Here is a 15,794-nt window from a genome sequence, read left to right as displayed (position 1 = left end):
TTTTGTTAATGTAAATTTATGAATTTATCCTTTAAAACTCATCTAAAAATAATTTCAGTCCCATTTAGGTTCTTATTGGTATCAGGACTCTTATATTCTTGTGCTACCTATAACGTAAAAAAGGGAAAAAACTTACAGGAAATTAAAAATTCTGCTATAAATTCTGAAAACGACTTTAAAATTTTCCTGGTTGGGGATGCGGGCAACGCAGATGAGCCACAGGCGAAGCAAACGCTGGATATTCTTAAGGGTAAACTGGACTCAGCCGACAAAAATTCGATGCTGATCTTTTTGGGTGATAACATCTATCCTTCAGGAATGCCTAAAAAGAAAGATAAAGAGTATCCTCTGGCCAAAGAAAAAATGGAAAATCAGCTTTCCATTACAAAAAATTTCAAGGGAAGAACCCTCGTCATTCCCGGAAATCACGATTGGTATCATGGTTTAGACGGATTAAAAGCACAGGAAGATTTTGTGAAGGATTATCTGAATGATAAAAAGGCTTTTTTACCTAAAAATGCTTGTCCTATTGATGATATAAGCCTGACCAGTGATATCAAGTTAATCGTTATCGATAGTGAGTGGGTTATAGCCAACTGGGACAAATATCCGGGAATGAATAAAAACTGCAATATCAAAACCCGGGACGATCTTTTTTATGAATTCCAGGATCTGATTACTAAAAATCAGGGGAAAAGGATTATTGTCGCTTTACACCACCCTGTTATCAGCAGTGGAACTCATGCGGGATATAATTCTGCTAGGTCTCACCTTTTTCCATTTAAAGGAAATATTCCGGCTCCCGGAATTGCAACAATTATTAATATTCTCAGAAATACCTCCGGTGCCAGCATGGAGGATATCAACAACCAGCATTATGCCGACCTTGCCAACAGGTTAAAGAGTATCGTCCAGGATAAAGAAAATGTAATCTTTGTTTCGGGACATGACCATAACCTTCAATACCACACCGACAGGAATATCAAACAGATCATCAGCGGCGGAGGCTCCAAAGTAGATCCTGCAACCATCGCTGAACAGACCGATTTTTCCTATGGAGGAAGTGGTTTTGCTGTTTTAAACATCCGCAAAGATCAAAGCTGCGATGTTGAGTACTTTTCCACTAAAAATAGCAAGGTTAAAACATTGGCCCATATCGACGTAATATCCGAACCTGAAACCTTTGTCAACAACTACCCTAATTCCTTTCCGGCTACCATCACCTCAACGGTGTATCCGGCAAACTTAACAGAAAAAAGGAAGTTCTACAGATGGTTGTGGGGTGACCATTACAGAAAATATTACGGAATTCCTATTGAAGCTAAAACTGCCAATATTTCAGAATTAGACGGTGGATATATCCCTTTCAGAGAAGGAGGTGGAAACCAGTCCAACAGCCTGAGACTAAAAGCTAAAGATGGTCAGGAATTCGTCATGAGAGGCATTAAAAAAAGTGCCGTACGTTTTCTGAATAACATGGCCTTTAAAAAAAGTACCTTCGGAGAGGAACTGTATGACACTTTTCCGGACAAATTCCTGCTTGACTTCTATACAACCAGTCATCCGTTCACTCCATTTATTGTTGGAAATCTGGCGGAAAAAGTAAATATTACGCACAGTAATCCAAGATTATTCTATATTCCAAAACAACAGGCCCTTGGAGATTACAATGAACATTACGGTGACGAAATGTACATGATCGAAGAACGCTTTTCTTCAGATCCTAAAACGCTTGAATCCCTGGACAATGCAAGAGATATTCTTTCAACCGACGATGTCTTGAAAAACCTATCCAAAAGTTATAAATACTCTGTCGACAAAGAATCGTACATCAGAGCCAGAATTTTTGATATGCTTTTAGGAGATTGGGACAGACACTCCGATCAATGGAAATGGGCAGAATATAAAGACGGTGATAAAATCATCTATAAGCCGATTCCAAGAGACCGTGACCAGGCTTTCAGCAAGTATGACGGTGCTGCATTTAAACTGATCATGAACGTTCCGGCTATCCGCCATATGAAAACGTTCAAGGAAGACATTCAAAGTGTAAAACTCCTGGCTACAGAACCTTATCCTATTGATCTTGTTTTCTTAAAAGGTTCAACACAGGAAGAATGGGTTGCACAGGCAAAATATATTCAGGAGCACCTTACTGATGCTGATATCAATGAAGCATTCGATCATTTGCCGAAAGAGGTTAGAGATGAAACCAGTGAGGATATTCAGAGAAAATTAAAATTAAGAAAAGAAAAACTACAGGACTATGCTGTCCAGTATTATGATGTTTTACAGGAAAAAGTTCCGTTAGCAGGAACTGTAAACCAGGATAAATTTGTAATCGTTAAAAATGCAAATTCCGTTGATGTTAAACAGTATAAACTTGACGATAAAGGTGAAAACCCTGAATTGGTATTTGAAAAAACATATTACGACAATAAAACCAAAGAGCTTTGGATCTACGGTCTTGAAGATGATGATGTTTACGACGTGTCAGGAAACGGCAAACCTAAAATGAATATCAGATTGGTGGGAGGAGATAATCATGATGTATATAATGTTGCCAACGGAAAAAAGATCAGCATCTATGATTTTAAATCCCAAAAGAATACCTATAACGCAGGTTCAGCGGCCAAACATATTTCTGATGATTATGATGTCAACACCTATAATTACAAGCATCCGAAGTATAACTTCTTTGCCGGCTATCCCAATGCAGATTACAACCCGGATGACGGATTGATTATCGGTGTTTTAGCCAATTATACAGTAAACAACTTCGTTCGTGATCCATTTACACAGAAACATAGTTTAAAAGCCAATTTTTACACCAATACGGCAGGTTTCAGCCTTGCTTACAAAGGTATCTTTAAGAAAGCAATTTCAGGATGGGATTTCAATCTTGATGCAGCCTATACTACTCCGCGTTTTTCCGAAAACTTCTTTGGATTATCCAATGAAAGTGAATATGACCGTGAGGATACTAAAGCAAAGTACAACAGGGCCAGGATCTCAAAATTTAATTTTGCCCCTTCCATTTCAAAGAAGAGCTGGCTTAATTTAAGCCATCAGTTTCAGCTTACCTTTGAAGACAATAAGGTACAGAGAAAGGGTGACCGCTTTGTGGATCAATCTCCTGATGTAAATCCTGGTGTTTTCAAAAGTCAGCAATTCGGAGGAGCCAATTATACCTTTAGTTTCAAAAACCTTGATAATAATGCTTTTCCTACCTTAGGTCTGGAATTTGTCGCGAGCGTGAACTGGAAAACCAATCTCTCGGACTTCGACAGAAACTTTTTATTTGTAAACGGATCATTAAATATTCACCACAGAATTGATAAAAAAGCAAATTTTGTTTTTTCGAATTCCAATAATGTAATGTGGATCAACAACAATAATTTTGAGTTTTATCAGGCGGCAAGTATCGGAGGTAATAATGGCTTAAGGGCATTCAGAAATGACCGGTTTTCCGGAAAATCGTACTTCACTAACAACTCCGAGATCCGTTGGGACTTTGGAAGGATCAAAAATAATATTATTCCGGCTAATCTGGGTATATTGGTTGGATATGATCTGGGACGGGTTTGGAATGATAACGAGAATTCCAGAAAATGGCATCAGGCTGCAGGAGTTGGTTTATGGTTAAGCCTTGTCGAAATGTTTTCCGCAAGATTAAACTATTTCTATGGATCTGACGGGGGAAGAATTTCTGCAGGCGTAGGAATGAATTTCTAAAACGGCACTATCCATTTTTATTGTTAAAAATTTTACATTTTTCAAAACAAAAGAGAGCTTTAGAATACCTTATTAAAATAATAAAAGTCGCACAGAAATTTCTGCGCGACTTTTTTATATTATATATTTGAAAGATCAATTTAAAAGGAAGTGCTGATTCACACGTCCGCTTAACTGAAAATTATCTCTAAGGTTTTAATGTAAAAAGATAAACATTACCTCCATCCTTCTTATCCTTTTCATCAGCAATTAAAAGATTTTTATCATCCACAAAAGTAACCGCTTCTTTCTGCGAATTATGGTGTAATGAAATTTTTTGAACTTTAATTTTCGAAAAGTCATCAGGAGTAAAGCCTGTAACGATACGCACATTTTTATGATTCAGCAATACAATCTGATCCCCTTTACTATTGATTGACGCTGCTGTGATAGCTGCATCGGCATACTTTCCATCCAGCTTGAATTTACCCATTAGCTTTGCTTCAAAATCACCTGCTTTATTCGGTACACGGAAAATCAGAAAACTCCCGTCAAAACCTTTGCTTCTGTTTTTAGTAAAAAGATAAAAATTCCCGTTCATTTCAACAAAAGCTTCACAATCATATAAAAGATTTGACTTTTTAGGCGGAAACTCTGTTTGTCCTTCATAATGAAAGCTGGTCTTCTGGGTAACTTTTGTCGTTGTCTGAGAGGCATCTTTTAAATCAATTTTCAAAATAGAAAGATTGCGTCTGTCATTATCATTATTCCCGAAATCACCAATATAGATATTTCCGTCACGGTCGCTGGTAATTTCTTCCCAATCATTATTTTCAGCATTCTCCACCAGCACATCCGAAACAAATGCTCCCTTTCTGTCCAGTCCGTACACCCGGTTTTTATTTCCCTGGTCTTCTATAGCCCATATTGTCTTTTTATCCGGAGACAAGGTAATACCGGAAACTTCTTTTAATTTTTTAGGTAATGAAAACTCTACTTTTAAAGTATCTTCTTTAGTTTGTTCTGAATTTTTAGGATTACATCCCATTAATAAAAGAGAGGTTACCATACAAAAGATATACATTTTCATTAATTTTTATTTAATATTTTAACTTCATCCCAAAGCAAATCCATCTCTTCCAGGGACATTTCTCCTAAATTCAGATTTCTTTCCGACGCCATCTCTTCCATCTTCTGAAATCTTGAGATAAATTTTAAATTAGTTTTCTCCAGGGCAGAATCAGGATTAATTCCGGTGATCCGTGCATAATTAATCAGGGAGAAAAATACATCTCCCAGTTCCTGCTCTTTTTTCTCAAGATCCGTTTCAGCATGAAATTCTTCAAGTTCCTCATCTACTTTCTTCCATGCATCCTCCGCATCATGAAATTCAAATCCAATTCCTTTCACTTTATCCTGAACCCGGTAAGCTTTTACCATACTTGGAAGACTTTTGGGTACCCCTCCTAAAATGGATTTATTCCCTTCTTTCAGTTTTAGTTTTTCCCAATTCTGCTTTACTTCTTCTTCATCTTTCACCTCTGTATCTCCATAAATATGGGGATGACGGAAAATAAGCTTTTCATTAAGGGAATTGATGACATCTGCAATATCAAAACTTTCTTTTTCAGAACCTATTTTAGCATAGAAAACCAAGTGAAGCAATACATCTCCCAATTCTTTTTTGATCTCATGCAGATCTTCCTGTAAGATAGCATCAGAGAGTTCATAGGTTTCTTCAAGTGTAAGATGACGCAGAGATTGTAAGGTCTGCTTCTGATCCCACGGGCACTTTTCACGAAGGTCGTCCATAATATCCAATAATCTTCCGAAAGCGTCTAATTTTTCTTGTCTGGTATTCATAGGTCAATTGGGAATTCAATCTTATACAAATGTAAGGGTTATTTTAACTTGGGTACAAAACTTCGTGGGGAAAGTTAGATGTTAGATGCTAGATGCTAGATGCTAGATGCTAGATGCAAAATTAAGGAGAAGCCTTTGAATAGATTTTTTTTGGCTTTAAAAATTTTATCCGGTACTTTTTTTATTAAAAAAGCCTTGTTAAGAAAATTCTCAACAAGGCTTTATTTTAAATCAGGGCAAAGGGATTATCCCATTTTTCTGTGTGTACTTTTAGTAGCAGCTTTTGCTCCTGTTGAAGCTTTTGCTTTTGGAGTAGCAGGTTTTTCTGCTTTTGGAGCTGCTTTTTTAGGAGCTGCTTTCTCAGTAACAGCAACTTCATCCTGTGCCGGGTCTAAAGTTTCAGGCTCAGCTTTAACAAAGCTTTCAGGTGTAATATATCCTGCCTTGTGAAGGATATTATACCACTGTGCTAGTTTTTTGATGTCAGAAGCATATACTCTCTCCGTATCATAATTAGGAAGAGAAGCTGCCATAAATTCTTTCAACTCAGCGTCAGAAGATTTATGAGAAATTGTTTCTTTGTAATCCTGGTTTTTAGCAATATTTTCAAAAACCTCAAACAAAGGAACCTCCTTATCAAATGTAAACATAGCAATGTTATCCAACAAGCTCACCTGGCTTGAGTTTCCTATACTTACTTTCTTCTTTGTAGATACATCTTCAATAATAAATCCGTTTCTTAATTGAGAAACTAATTTAAAAAGTCCTGGCTTTCCAGAGATTGAAATTATTTTTTCTAACAACATAATTTTATTTTTTTAATTTTTAGTAATCAGTAGAAACCTTTTACTGTCTATTATTTTTTGTTTATAATTAAATACACCTGTTACTTCGGAAATCTCATTTTGTAGTTGATGCTTACATCCCCCTGAGATATTTTTGTTAATTTACCTTTTACCAGCTTTTTCTTTAAGGCACTAAGGTGATCGGTAAATAATGTCCCTTCAATATGATCATATTCATGTTGAATTACGCGGGCTCTAATATCGGAAAAAGTTTCTGTATGCTTCACAAAATTTTCGTCATAATATTCGATCAGGATTGTGCTCTTTCTTTTTACATCTTCTCTCACATCCGGAATCGAAAGGCAGCCTTCGTTAAACTTCCACTCTTCCCCGGATTCTTCCAGAATTTTAGCATTGATGAAAACTTTTTTGAAGCTTTTCAATTCTTCTTTGATATCTTCATAATCCTCATCATCAGCCAAAGGAGTTACATCTATTACGAATAAACGAATATCAAGGCCAATCTGCGGAGCTGCAAGGCCAATTCCGTTCGCACTATTCATAGTTTCGAACATATTATCAATCAGTTCTTGTAAATCGGGATAATTTTTGTCTATATCTTTGCCTACTTTTCTTAAAATAGGATCCCCAAAGGCTCTTATTGGTAGAATCATCTTGTTCTTTGTTCTAAAAAATTCTGCAATATGATGGTTGCACTTATTTTATCTATTAAACCCTTTTCCTCTCTCTTTTTTTTACTTTTCCCACTCTGGGAAATAAAAAATGATGCCATTTTGGAAGTAAACCTTTCATCAAAACGGTAAACGGAAATAGTTGGAAATTCTTTTTTAAATTCATCAATGAATTGTAAAATATCTGTTTCCACCTCGGATACGTTTCCTTTTAAATCTATCGGAAGTCCTATTACCACATCATCTACCTTATTTTCGCTGAAATATTTTTTCAGAAAAGGCAGTATATGTTTTGTTTCTACAGTATCAAGGCTGCTCGCTATAATCTGCATGTCATCCGTTGTTGCAATGCCACAACGGGCCTTTCCATAGTCTATTGCAAGGATTTGTCCCATAGGTTTGCAAATTTAGTAAATTTTAATGATTTTATTCACAACGTAGTTTTTTTTATAAATCATGTTTCATTCCATATTTTTTTTTATAATTTTAATCTTCCAAAAAACGAAATTATGAAGAAACTCATTCTTGTGAGACATGCAAAGAGCGACTGGCCGGAAGAAACTGAAGATTTTGACAGACCTTTGGCAGACAAGGGTTTGGAGGACGCAATGAACATGTCCAGATTCTTAAAAAACAATAGCATTTCTATAGATTATTTAGTGTCGAGCCCAGCGGTTCGTGCATTGAATACCTGTAAGATTTTCAATCAGACATACCAGTTGAATTATATGACTGATGAAAAGCTATACAACCCTTCAGAAAGGAATTTTGAATCTGTAATTTACAACCTGGATGACCATCATAATTCGGTAGCATTTTTTTCACACAACAACGGAATTTCCAATTTTGCCAACTCTATATCAGAGGATATTTTTCATTTTCCTACCTGCGGAGTTGCCGGTTTTGAAATAAACTGTGATTCATGGTCGGAATTTGATGGAGCAACGAAAAAGCTTTTATTTTTTTACGAACCTGGAAAAATCTAAAATTATTTTAAAAATTTATTGTTTTATTTTTTTTACAATCTCCTTTTTTATGCATAATGCATGAGAAAATTTTTATAAAGATCATATCTCCAGTTCCGCTTTTATACATAACAGTTTCTAATATATGGGCAAATATCATGTTGCCCTTTTTGTCATTGTATTCAGAATAAAATATTTTTGTTTTATTAATATTTATTCTAAATAAAAATAATAATGCAAAAACAATTTTATTTCTTACTGTTGATCCTGTTGCTTACAGGGAACACAATTTACGCACAGGTTTCGGCCAGTCCATTTATTACCAATCTGAATACACCCAACCCCATGATCATTGAAGACAATGAAATGTATATCGGCATTTATGCTTTGGATAAAGTGGTAAAGATAAACCTCGATAATCCTGGCGCCGCGCCAGTGGATGTGGTTACAGGAGTAAACAGACCTTATGGTCTGGCATTAAAAGATAAATATCTATATATCTCTGAATTTGGGGGAAATAAAATTTCAAGGATCAATCTCAGTATTTCCAATCCGGCGCCTGAAGTTATCCTGACGAATGTAAACAGTCCTCTAGGGCTTGAATTCATTGGAAATGACCTGTATATGGCTCTTGAGGGAGATAATAAGATTGCCAAAATAGATGTAAGCCAACCGATCCCACAATTAGTGGATATTACATCCGCAGCATCTCCATTTGAATTGGAAATAATCGGAGATGAAATTTTCTACACTGAACGGTTTGAAGGAAGAGTTTCAAAATTTAAACTCAATAGTTCTACTTCCCCAATAACAATAGCTCAGGGATTAAGTTATCCCTCCGGTTTAACCTCTCATGGAAATCAATTATATATTTCTGAAGCAGGAGCCTCTAAAATTTCCCAATTAAATTTCACCCTGGCTAATCCAATAGTTTCCGATGGTATTGTCTCCAGTGAATTCAGCTACCCATCAGGATTAGCCGTAAAAAATAACACAATTTTTATTACGGATTTCTTCGGAGGCTCATTATTAAAAGCTGATCTGGGTGCTTTGTCTGTTTCTGAACAACAGTACAAAAATAAAACACAGATTTATCCCAATCCTGCTAAGGATTTCATAACAGTTATGAACCCTCCATCAAAAGAATATAAAATATATGACATGGTAGGGAAACTTATATTGTCCGGAAAATTCGAAAGAAACAATATCGATATAAGTCAACTCATAGAGGGAGCCTATATCATTCAGACCGGAGATCTGATTAAAAAATTCATTAAAGAATAGTTTATTAATAATCCGGGCTCTAACAAATATTAGAGCCCGGATTATTATTGTATTTATATTACAGAATTCTTTTTAAATCCAGATCATCAAAATCAAAACTGAAGTCCGTCACATCAGAAATAGCTTTTAGCCTTGCTGATTCAGCCTTCCCGCTTTCATCATAATTAAAGATAATATAAGCATCTGCATCATAACTTCTATCATCCCATTTGATAATGAAAGAATTGTTGGAATAAGGAAGCAATTCTCCCTTTAATCTCGGAGAATTTTCACATGTGATTCTGTAAGCATTTCCCTGATGGGTAATTTCTACATCCCCAAACCAGATATCATTATATTTCCCAACAAACTGTTCTGCTTTTGGGTGTAGGTTTTTATTCTTTTTAAATGTTTCAGATTTTTCAAAAGCTTCCTTCTTTTGTTTATCGTATTCAGCATTCATTTTAGCCATTCTGTCTCCGTATGTTTTGAGCCAATTCCGGTCTGCAATTCCCAGATAAGAATCCTTTAAAGTATTGGTCACGGTATTAAAAGCTGCTCCGGACTGCTGATTGGTTAAAACGACAATCCCTAATTTCATATCCGGAATCAATGTAAACTGGGTTACGGTGCCGATCAGCCCCCCTGTATGCTGAATTTGTTTATGTCCTTTAACATCACTCAGGAACCATCCCATTCCATATCCGTAAAAACTTGTATCATAAGGATTTTTAGGAGCTACTCCGCTAGGTATCTGCAGACTCCATAACTGTTGTACCTGTTTGTCAGAAACCAGTTTTTTTCCTTCTTTCGTTGTGAAATTATTTAATAAGAACTGGGCCCAGGTCGTCATATCTTTGATATTACTCATAATCCCTCCGGCTGCATTTCCTGTTTCATTCCAGTCGTGGGGAACAGCAATTGCTTTTCCATCTACCGGAGCATGGGCATCAATTTTATTGGTTACCCCTTTTGCCCTGTTATAGCTTCCAAAACTGGAGTTCATACCGACAGGTTTCATAATTCTTTGCTCAATAAAATCTGCCCAGCTTAAGCAGGAAATCCTGTGAATAACCTCCCCTGCAACAATGAACATGATATTATTATAATCTAACGTTGTTCTGAAAGGATTTTCAGGTTTCAGATATCTTACATTATGGACGATATCATTTACCGTAAGACTTCCTCCTTCCGGAAAAAACATCAGATCTCCCTGCCCTAATCCCAATCCTGCCCTGTGAGTTACCAGATCCTTGATGGTTACATTTTGAGAAACGTACGGATCATACATCTGGAATTCAGGAAGGTATTTTGAAACCTTATCATCCCATTTCAGTTTTCCTTCGTCTGCCAGAATTGCCAGTGCCGTACAGGTAAATCCCTTAGAATTTGAAGCAATACCTACAAGGGTATTTTCGTCCATGGGTTGTTTTGAAGCCAAAGAACGAACTCCGAATCCTTTCGAATAGATCAATTGTCCATCTTTAATCACTCCAACGGACATTCCCGGAACATCAAAGGTTTTTAAGGTATTTTGAATGAGCTCATCCAGTTTTTTTTCTTCAACCTGTGCATTCATCAAGCCGACTGTCAAAAGAAAAATGAAAAAGGAAATTTTCTGTTTCATTATTTTTTAAATTTTCTCAAAGTTAATCAATTCGACATTTATTAAGTAAATTTGAACTTTATTTTAAACACGAAGAATATCCCTGAAAGAAAATGTAAGATAATGACTAAAATCCTTCTTCTTTCCGACTCTCATTCCTATATTGATGACAGGATCCTGGAATATGCCAAAGACGCTGATGAAATCTGGCACTGTGGTGATTTCGGTAGTCTTGAAGTGATTGAACAACTTGAGAAAATCGGTCCACTAAAAGGCGTTTACGGAAACATTGATAATGCAAAAATCCGGTCCGAATTTCCGGAGGTAAACAGGTTTTTCTGTGAGAATCTGGAAGTTCTTATGATCCATATCGGAGGTTATCCCGGAAAATATTCCGCAATAGCTAAAAAAGAAATTGGAGAAAAAGCTCCTAAGCTATTTATTTCAGGACATTCTCATATTCTGAAAGCGATGTTTGATGCAAAAAATAATTTACTTCACCTTAATCCCGGGGCATGCGGAAAACAGGGGTGGCACAAAGTGAGAACAATGATGCGTTTTGTGGTCGATGGTGAAGAAGTAAAAGATCTGGAAATTATTGAATTAGGTCCAAAATAGAAATACATATGAAGATTGGAGATCAGGTTTCTGTGGTAGATGAAGATTTAAGCGGGGTTGTAACTTCCGTAAAAGGAAATATTGTTGTTCTTAAAGATGAATATGGTTTTACACATCAGTATCCCAAGGAAAAGCTGGTTCCGAAAAATGCTTCCATATATGATAATATAAAAGTGGTAAAAAAGGCTGAACCCCAAAAAATCACTTCAAAGAAACATCAGAAAAATCATATGGTTCTCGACCTGCATTTTCATAATCTCGTTAAAAACCCAAATGATTATGACGGATTCGAGAGACTTTTCCTCCAAAAGGAAAAATTAATCGATACATTGAGCTTCTGCCGGAAAAATCATCTTAAACGATTGGAGATTGTTCATGGCATTGGAGACGGTGTTCTGCAAAGGATGGTTTTAGATGTTTTAGAAAGCCAGACCGATCTGGATTTTTACAATAAGGAAATACTTCATCATCAATCAGGTGCGGTAATGGTAGAATTTCACTAAATTTGCAGCAATAGAAATATGAACGTACTTAATTTACTTTTTACAAAAGACGGATTAATCTACCAAATTGCGAGGAATAAAAGCATTTTGGAAGAGAAATCTTATTTCGTTAATGAAGAGTCTCCTAAAAATTTTATCGCTGAGAAACTGGATGAAGTTTTAATAAAGCAAAGGTTCGATGAGATTTCTGTCATTTCAGCCTTGAACCATTTTACCCTTATGCCTGAAGGATTTTCAGAACATGAGGCGGGATATGATCTTATTGCATTCAATGCTCCTGTGGATAAGGACAATGAAGAGCTGATGCTGTCCCTTAATAAAAAGTTCAGGATTCAGTTCTATTATACTTTTCCTAAAAACTTTTATAAAAAGATAAAGGAGCTGGCCGTTCCCGTTCACTTTAATTTTTCAGGAGAAAAATTCCTGAATTCAATCAGCCATAAAAACAATAAAGAAATCCACATTAACCTTTATCATAACCAATGTGAATTTTTTGCCCTGGATAATAAAAAACTGATCTTATACAATAATCTGGATGTCAATTCTGAGGTTGATTTTCTTTATTTTGTAATGTTCACATTAAGTAAAATAGGATTTGGGATCAATGAAACCAACTTCTATGCTTATGGAGAAACCACTGAAAATGAAACATTCATTTCTGAATTACAAAAATTCGTAAAGAACCTGAAAATTGTATATGATAACGTTCCTAATAAGAATTTTATACTTAATTAGGTCGCAGGTTGCAGACGCCAGGTCTTACCTGACATTGCATCCATTACTAACAATCTAACATCTAAACAACATGTACAGAATAATTTCCGGCCGATGGAAAGCCAAAAAAATTGCCGCCCCAAAAAACTTTGATGTAAGGCCAACTACTGACTTTGCAAAGGAAGCTCTGTTCAGTATTCTGGAAAATAAATATGATATGCAATCGATCTCTGTTCTTGATCTTTTTGCAGGAATAGGCTCTATTTCATTAGAATTTGCCTCCAGAGGCTGTCAGGATGTAACTTCTGTAGAGATGAACCCCAAACATACAAGCTTCATTAATTCTACAGCATCCGAACTGGACATGTCATTACAGGTTAATGTGCAAAGAGGGGACGTGGTGGATTGGCTCAAAAAATTCAGAAATAAAAAATCTTTTGAAATTGTTTTTGCCGATGCTCCTTTTGAAACTGAAGAGAAGAAATACTATGAAATCATCTCTTTGGTATTAAACAATAAATACCTAAAAGAAAACGGAGTTCTTATTATAGAGCATCAGAGTCGCTTAAAATTTGAACACCCGAATCTTATAGATACCAGAAAATATGGAAACGTAAGTTTCAGCTTTTTTGAACCAACTCAATCAGATACAGAAAACCAGGAACTCTAATTCCTGGTTATTTTTTTGGAATTGGCAATGGCTTCGTCTCCCCATCTTGTAATTTCATTCAAAACAGGAAGAAGCGTCTTTCCAAAATCAGTTAAGGCATACTCCACTACTAACGGCGGTTTTTCCGTATAAACCTTTCTGCTGATAATACCGTCTTCCTCCAATTGTTTTAATTGAAGGCTTAATGTTCTTTCCGTAATGGTAGGAATATCTTTCCTGATCTCATTATATCTTTTTGCCCCCTCAATAAGATGGTATAAAATCACTGCTTTCCATTTCCCACCAATAAACTTCATGGTGATACTTGTACAACACGGGTACGTTTTATTATCTCCTTGTAACAGCTTTTTATATTATAATACTTTCAATTCCAGGTCTATACTTTTACCAAAGAACTTTTTGGATATCTTTTCGAAATTCTTCGTCAGATCCGAAAGATAAAAGTGATAACTTGGCTTGGCATTCAGATCGTTTAAAAGATTGTATTTATCAAGAATAATTTTCAAATGGCTCGCCACGATATTCGGAGAGTCAATAACACGAACACGGTTTCCGTAATATTGCTTGATCTCATCGATTAATAAAGGATAATGAGTGCATCCTAATATCAATGTTTCAATATTTTTCAGCTTGTTGTTACTTAAATAATTGTAAATGATAGCATGTGTAATCGGATGATTTTTAAATCCTTCTTCAATGGCAGGAACCAGCAACGGAGTTGCCAGCTCATCCACTTTGATCCATTTATTATGCTTTCTTATACTTTTTTTATACAGCCCTGAATTCACAGTTGCTTTTGTAGCAATCACGCCAACATTGGTGTGGATCTCATAAGATACCTTCTCTGCAACCGGATTAATAACATCAATAACAGGAACTCTTCCGGCAACTGTCTGCATCACTTCATTAAGAGCATTTGCTGTTGCTGTATTACAGGCGATAACAATTGCTTTACAATTCTGCTCCAATAAAAAATTTGTGATTTTGGTAGAGTATTCTATTATAGCTTCACGAGACTTTTCTCCGTAAGGAAGGTGTTTGGTATCACCAAAGTAAATAAGATCTTCATGAGGAAGAAGCCTTTTAATTTCTTTAGCAACGGTTAAACCTCCTACACCACTATCAAAAATTCCGATAGGTTGTTTAGCCGAAAGATGCGAATAATCTTGTTTCTTAGTTTTCAAAAGAGTTGAAATTTTATACAAAAATAATGAATTTCACCAGTATTACATCAAACTTTTACAATCAAATCAGGAACAGATCTGAAGCAATTCCATCCGCCATAAACCAGTGCTTTTCCGGTATTTTCAAATGATTATTTTCAATAACAAGTATGCCGTCAGCTATCTTTTGTTTAATCTCCTGATGAAATTTCTCAACTATTTCAGGAGAAAACTTATTCTTCAGTTTATCCAGGTCCACTCCCCATATCGTCCGTAATCCGATCATGATCATCTCATTAAACTGGTCTTCCTGCGATAGAATTTCAGTTTCTTTAGCCAAAGAATTTGAATTCAGCTTCTTTACATAAAGCTGATTATTAGCGACATTCCAACTTCTCACGTCAGCTCCGTTATATGAATGGGCTGAGGGTCCTAGTCCCAAATATTCTTTGTACTTCCAATAAGACGAGTTGTGCCTTGAATAAAATCCTGGTTTAGCAAAATTAGATACCTCATAATGATCAAACCCATTATCTTTTAAAAAGTGAGACAAATAATAAAACTCTCTATTTTGCTCTTCTTCTTTTGGTGTAGCCACTTTCCCTTTCAAAATCCAGTCATTCAATGCCGTCTTAGGCTCTACGGTCAGTGCATAAGAAGAGATATGAGGAACATCCAGGGCAATTGTTTTATTCAGATTTTCTTTCCAGATTTCCAAATTAGAAGTGGGAGATCCATAGATCAGATCAATACTCAGGTTTTCAAAACCGAAATCCTGTGCTCTCTTAATAGAATCCTCTGCCTGTGAAGCATTATGAGCACGGTTCATCAACCTAAGGTCATCATCAAAAAAGCTTTGCGTTCCGATTGACAATCGGTTAACCGGTGATTTTGAGAGATCTCTCAGGAAGGTCTTATCCAGATCATCCGGATTGGCTTCCAAAGTAATTTCTATATCCTTTTCAAAACTATAATACTTCAATACCTCATCAACAATTGAATTGATCTCATCTCCTGATAGGATTGAAGGTGTTCCGCCACCAAAGTACAACGACTGTAGTGTTTTATTATGTAATTCATCTTTCCTTAAAAAAAGTTCTTTCTTAATAGCAGAAAGCACCTCATCTTTAGACAGTAAAGATGTTGAAAAATGAAAATTACAATAACTACACTTTTGTTTACAAAAAGGAATGTGAATATAAATCATAAAAAAAGCTCTGAAAAATTCAGAGCTCAAA

The 15,794-nt window shown here is 35.8% G+C and carries 16 protein-coding genes; 7 read left to right on the top strand and 9 right to left on the bottom strand.

Going from position 1 to position 15,794, the window contains the following annotated elements; genetic code table 11:
- Positions 1-18 precede the first annotated feature (18 nt).
- Entirely contained in the window at positions 19-3,735 is a 3,717-nt protein-coding gene (locus MTQ00_RS19410; RefSeq protein WP_273650694.1) for a metallophosphoesterase, read from the top strand.
- 187 nt (positions 3,736-3,922) lie between these two features.
- Here the strand turns inward: MTQ00_RS19410 and MTQ00_RS19405 are convergent, their stop codons facing one another.
- The 5 genes from MTQ00_RS19405 to ruvX all read right to left on the bottom strand — a co-directional run bounded on the left by MTQ00_RS19405 (position 3,923) and on the right by ruvX (position 7,449).
- The gene (locus MTQ00_RS19405) at positions 3,923-4,804 is read right to left on the bottom strand and encodes an SdiA-regulated domain-containing protein (protein WP_273650693.1); all 882 of its coding nucleotides are present in this window, start codon (positions 4,802-4,804) and stop codon (positions 3,923-3,925) included.
- Positions 4,804-5,577, bottom strand: coding sequence for a nucleoside triphosphate pyrophosphohydrolase (gene mazG, locus MTQ00_RS19400; RefSeq protein WP_273650692.1), 774 nt, complete (start codon positions 5,575-5,577; stop codon positions 4,804-4,806). The genes MTQ00_RS19405 and mazG overlap by 1 nt, the downstream gene beginning before the upstream one ends.
- A gap of 245 nt (positions 5,578-5,822) precedes the next feature.
- The gene (locus tag MTQ00_RS19395) at positions 5,823-6,383 is read right to left on the bottom strand and encodes a DUF5606 family protein (protein WP_172283642.1); all 561 of its coding nucleotides are present in this window, start codon (positions 6,381-6,383) and stop codon (positions 5,823-5,825) included.
- 80 nt (positions 6,384-6,463) lie between these two features.
- Positions 6,464-7,036 carry a peptide deformylase gene (gene def / locus MTQ00_RS19390; protein ID WP_172283640.1) on the bottom strand — a complete coding sequence of 191 codons (573 nt, stop codon included), beginning with the start codon at positions 7,034-7,036 and terminating at the stop codon, positions 6,464-6,466.
- The gene (ruvX, locus tag MTQ00_RS19385) at positions 7,033-7,449 is read right to left on the bottom strand and encodes a Holliday junction resolvase RuvX (protein ID WP_172283638.1); all 417 of its coding nucleotides are present in this window, start codon (positions 7,447-7,449) and stop codon (positions 7,033-7,035) included. Before ruvX ends, def begins: the two co-directional genes overlap by 4 nt.
- Positions 7,450-7,563: 114 nt before the next feature.
- Between ruvX and MTQ00_RS19380 the strand changes: the two genes are divergently transcribed.
- Both MTQ00_RS19380 and MTQ00_RS19375 read left to right on the top strand, forming a co-directional pair.
- Complete coding sequence (locus MTQ00_RS19380; protein WP_273650691.1) at positions 7,564-8,040, top strand: SixA phosphatase family protein; 477 nt, start codon at positions 7,564-7,566, stop codon at positions 8,038-8,040.
- Between the two features lie 213 nt (positions 8,041-8,253).
- A complete protein-coding gene (locus tag MTQ00_RS19375; RefSeq protein WP_273650690.1) occupies positions 8,254-9,303 on the top strand; it encodes a T9SS type A sorting domain-containing protein in 1,050 nt (349 codons plus the stop codon).
- Positions 9,304-9,361: 58 nt separating this feature from the next.
- Here the strand turns inward: MTQ00_RS19375 and MTQ00_RS19370 are convergent, their stop codons facing one another.
- Positions 9,362-10,909, bottom strand: a complete 1,548-nt coding sequence (locus tag MTQ00_RS19370; RefSeq protein ID WP_273650689.1) for a serine hydrolase — start codon at positions 10,907-10,909, stop codon at positions 9,362-9,364.
- 102 nt (positions 10,910-11,011) lie between these two features.
- Here MTQ00_RS19370 and MTQ00_RS19365 point away from each other — a divergent pair, with 102 nt between their 5' ends.
- The 4 genes from MTQ00_RS19365 to rsmD all read left to right on the top strand — a co-directional run bounded on the left by MTQ00_RS19365 (position 11,012) and on the right by rsmD (position 13,393).
- On the top strand, positions 11,012-11,506 hold the full coding sequence (locus tag MTQ00_RS19365) for a metallophosphoesterase family protein (RefSeq protein WP_273650688.1): 495 nt from the start codon (positions 11,012-11,014) through the stop codon (positions 11,504-11,506).
- A gap of 8 nt (positions 11,507-11,514) precedes the next feature.
- The gene (locus MTQ00_RS19360) at positions 11,515-12,009 is read left to right on the top strand and encodes a Smr/MutS family protein (protein WP_273650687.1); all 495 of its coding nucleotides are present in this window, start codon (positions 11,515-11,517) and stop codon (positions 12,007-12,009) included.
- A gap of 18 nt (positions 12,010-12,027) precedes the next feature.
- Entirely contained in the window at positions 12,028-12,744 is a 717-nt protein-coding gene (locus tag MTQ00_RS19355; RefSeq protein ID WP_273650686.1) for a DUF3822 family protein, read from the top strand.
- 70 nt (positions 12,745-12,814) lie between these two features.
- On the top strand, positions 12,815-13,393 hold the full coding sequence (gene rsmD, locus MTQ00_RS19350; RefSeq protein ID WP_273650685.1) for a 16S rRNA (guanine(966)-N(2))-methyltransferase RsmD: 579 nt from the start codon (positions 12,815-12,817) through the stop codon (positions 13,391-13,393).
- Here rsmD and MTQ00_RS19345 read toward each other — a convergent pair.
- The 3 genes from MTQ00_RS19345 to hemW all read right to left on the bottom strand — a co-directional run bounded on the left by MTQ00_RS19345 (position 13,390) and on the right by hemW (position 15,763).
- Positions 13,390-13,689: a winged helix-turn-helix transcriptional regulator gene (locus tag MTQ00_RS19345; protein ID WP_273650684.1), complete on the bottom strand. Its 300-nt coding sequence runs from the start codon at positions 13,687-13,689 to the stop codon at positions 13,390-13,392. The two genes, rsmD and MTQ00_RS19345, sit on opposite strands and share 4 nt — an antisense overlap.
- A 57-nt stretch (positions 13,690-13,746) precedes the next feature.
- Entirely contained in the window at positions 13,747-14,577 is an 831-nt protein-coding gene (murI, locus tag MTQ00_RS19340) for a glutamate racemase (RefSeq protein ID WP_172283619.1), read from the bottom strand.
- 61 nt (positions 14,578-14,638) lie between these two features.
- The gene (gene hemW, locus MTQ00_RS19335) at positions 14,639-15,763 is read right to left on the bottom strand and encodes a radical SAM family heme chaperone HemW (RefSeq protein ID WP_273650683.1); all 1,125 of its coding nucleotides are present in this window, start codon (positions 15,761-15,763) and stop codon (positions 14,639-14,641) included.
- Positions 15,764-15,794: the final 31 nt, after the last annotated feature.

Source organism: Chryseobacterium sp. B21-037, from assembly GCF_028570785.1.
Taxonomy (GTDB): domain Bacteria; phylum Bacteroidota; class Bacteroidia; order Flavobacteriales; family Weeksellaceae; genus Chryseobacterium; species Chryseobacterium proteolyticum.
The sequence above is the reverse complement of the archived record's forward strand: the minus strand, read 5'-3'. Positions and strand labels throughout refer to the sequence as shown.

Coding starts and splice junctions, on each gene's coding strand:
- MTQ00_RS19410 (WP_273650694.1), top strand. CDS start 19: ATGAATTTATCCTTTAAAACTCATCTAAAAATAATTTCAGTCCCATTT.
- MTQ00_RS19405 (WP_273650693.1), bottom strand. CDS start 4,804: ATGAAAATGTATATCTTTTGTATGGTAACCTCTCTTTTATTAATGGGA.
- mazG (WP_273650692.1), bottom strand. CDS start 5,577: ATGAATACCAGACAAGAAAAATTAGACGCTTTCGGAAGATTATTGGAT.
- MTQ00_RS19395 (WP_172283642.1), bottom strand. CDS start 6,383: ATGTTGTTAGAAAAAATAATTTCAATCTCTGGAAAGCCAGGACTTTTT.
- def (WP_172283640.1), bottom strand. CDS start 7,036: ATGATTCTACCAATAAGAGCCTTTGGGGATCCTATTTTAAGAAAAGTA.
- ruvX (WP_172283638.1), bottom strand. CDS start 7,449: ATGGGACAAATCCTTGCAATAGACTATGGAAAGGCCCGTTGTGGCATT.
- MTQ00_RS19380 (WP_273650691.1), top strand. CDS start 7,564: ATGAAGAAACTCATTCTTGTGAGACATGCAAAGAGCGACTGGCCGGAA.
- MTQ00_RS19375 (WP_273650690.1), top strand. CDS start 8,254: ATGCAAAAACAATTTTATTTCTTACTGTTGATCCTGTTGCTTACAGGG.
- MTQ00_RS19370 (WP_273650689.1), bottom strand. CDS start 10,909: ATGAAACAGAAAATTTCCTTTTTCATTTTTCTTTTGACAGTCGGCTTG.
- MTQ00_RS19365 (WP_273650688.1), top strand. CDS start 11,012: ATGACTAAAATCCTTCTTCTTTCCGACTCTCATTCCTATATTGATGAC.
- MTQ00_RS19360 (WP_273650687.1), top strand. CDS start 11,515: ATGAAGATTGGAGATCAGGTTTCTGTGGTAGATGAAGATTTAAGCGGG.
- MTQ00_RS19355 (WP_273650686.1), top strand. CDS start 12,028: ATGAACGTACTTAATTTACTTTTTACAAAAGACGGATTAATCTACCAA.
- rsmD (WP_273650685.1), top strand. CDS start 12,815: ATGTACAGAATAATTTCCGGCCGATGGAAAGCCAAAAAAATTGCCGCC.
- MTQ00_RS19345 (WP_273650684.1), bottom strand. CDS start 13,689: ATGAAGTTTATTGGTGGGAAATGGAAAGCAGTGATTTTATACCATCTT.
- hemW (WP_273650683.1), bottom strand. CDS start 15,763: ATGATTTATATTCACATTCCTTTTTGTAAACAAAAGTGTAGTTATTGT.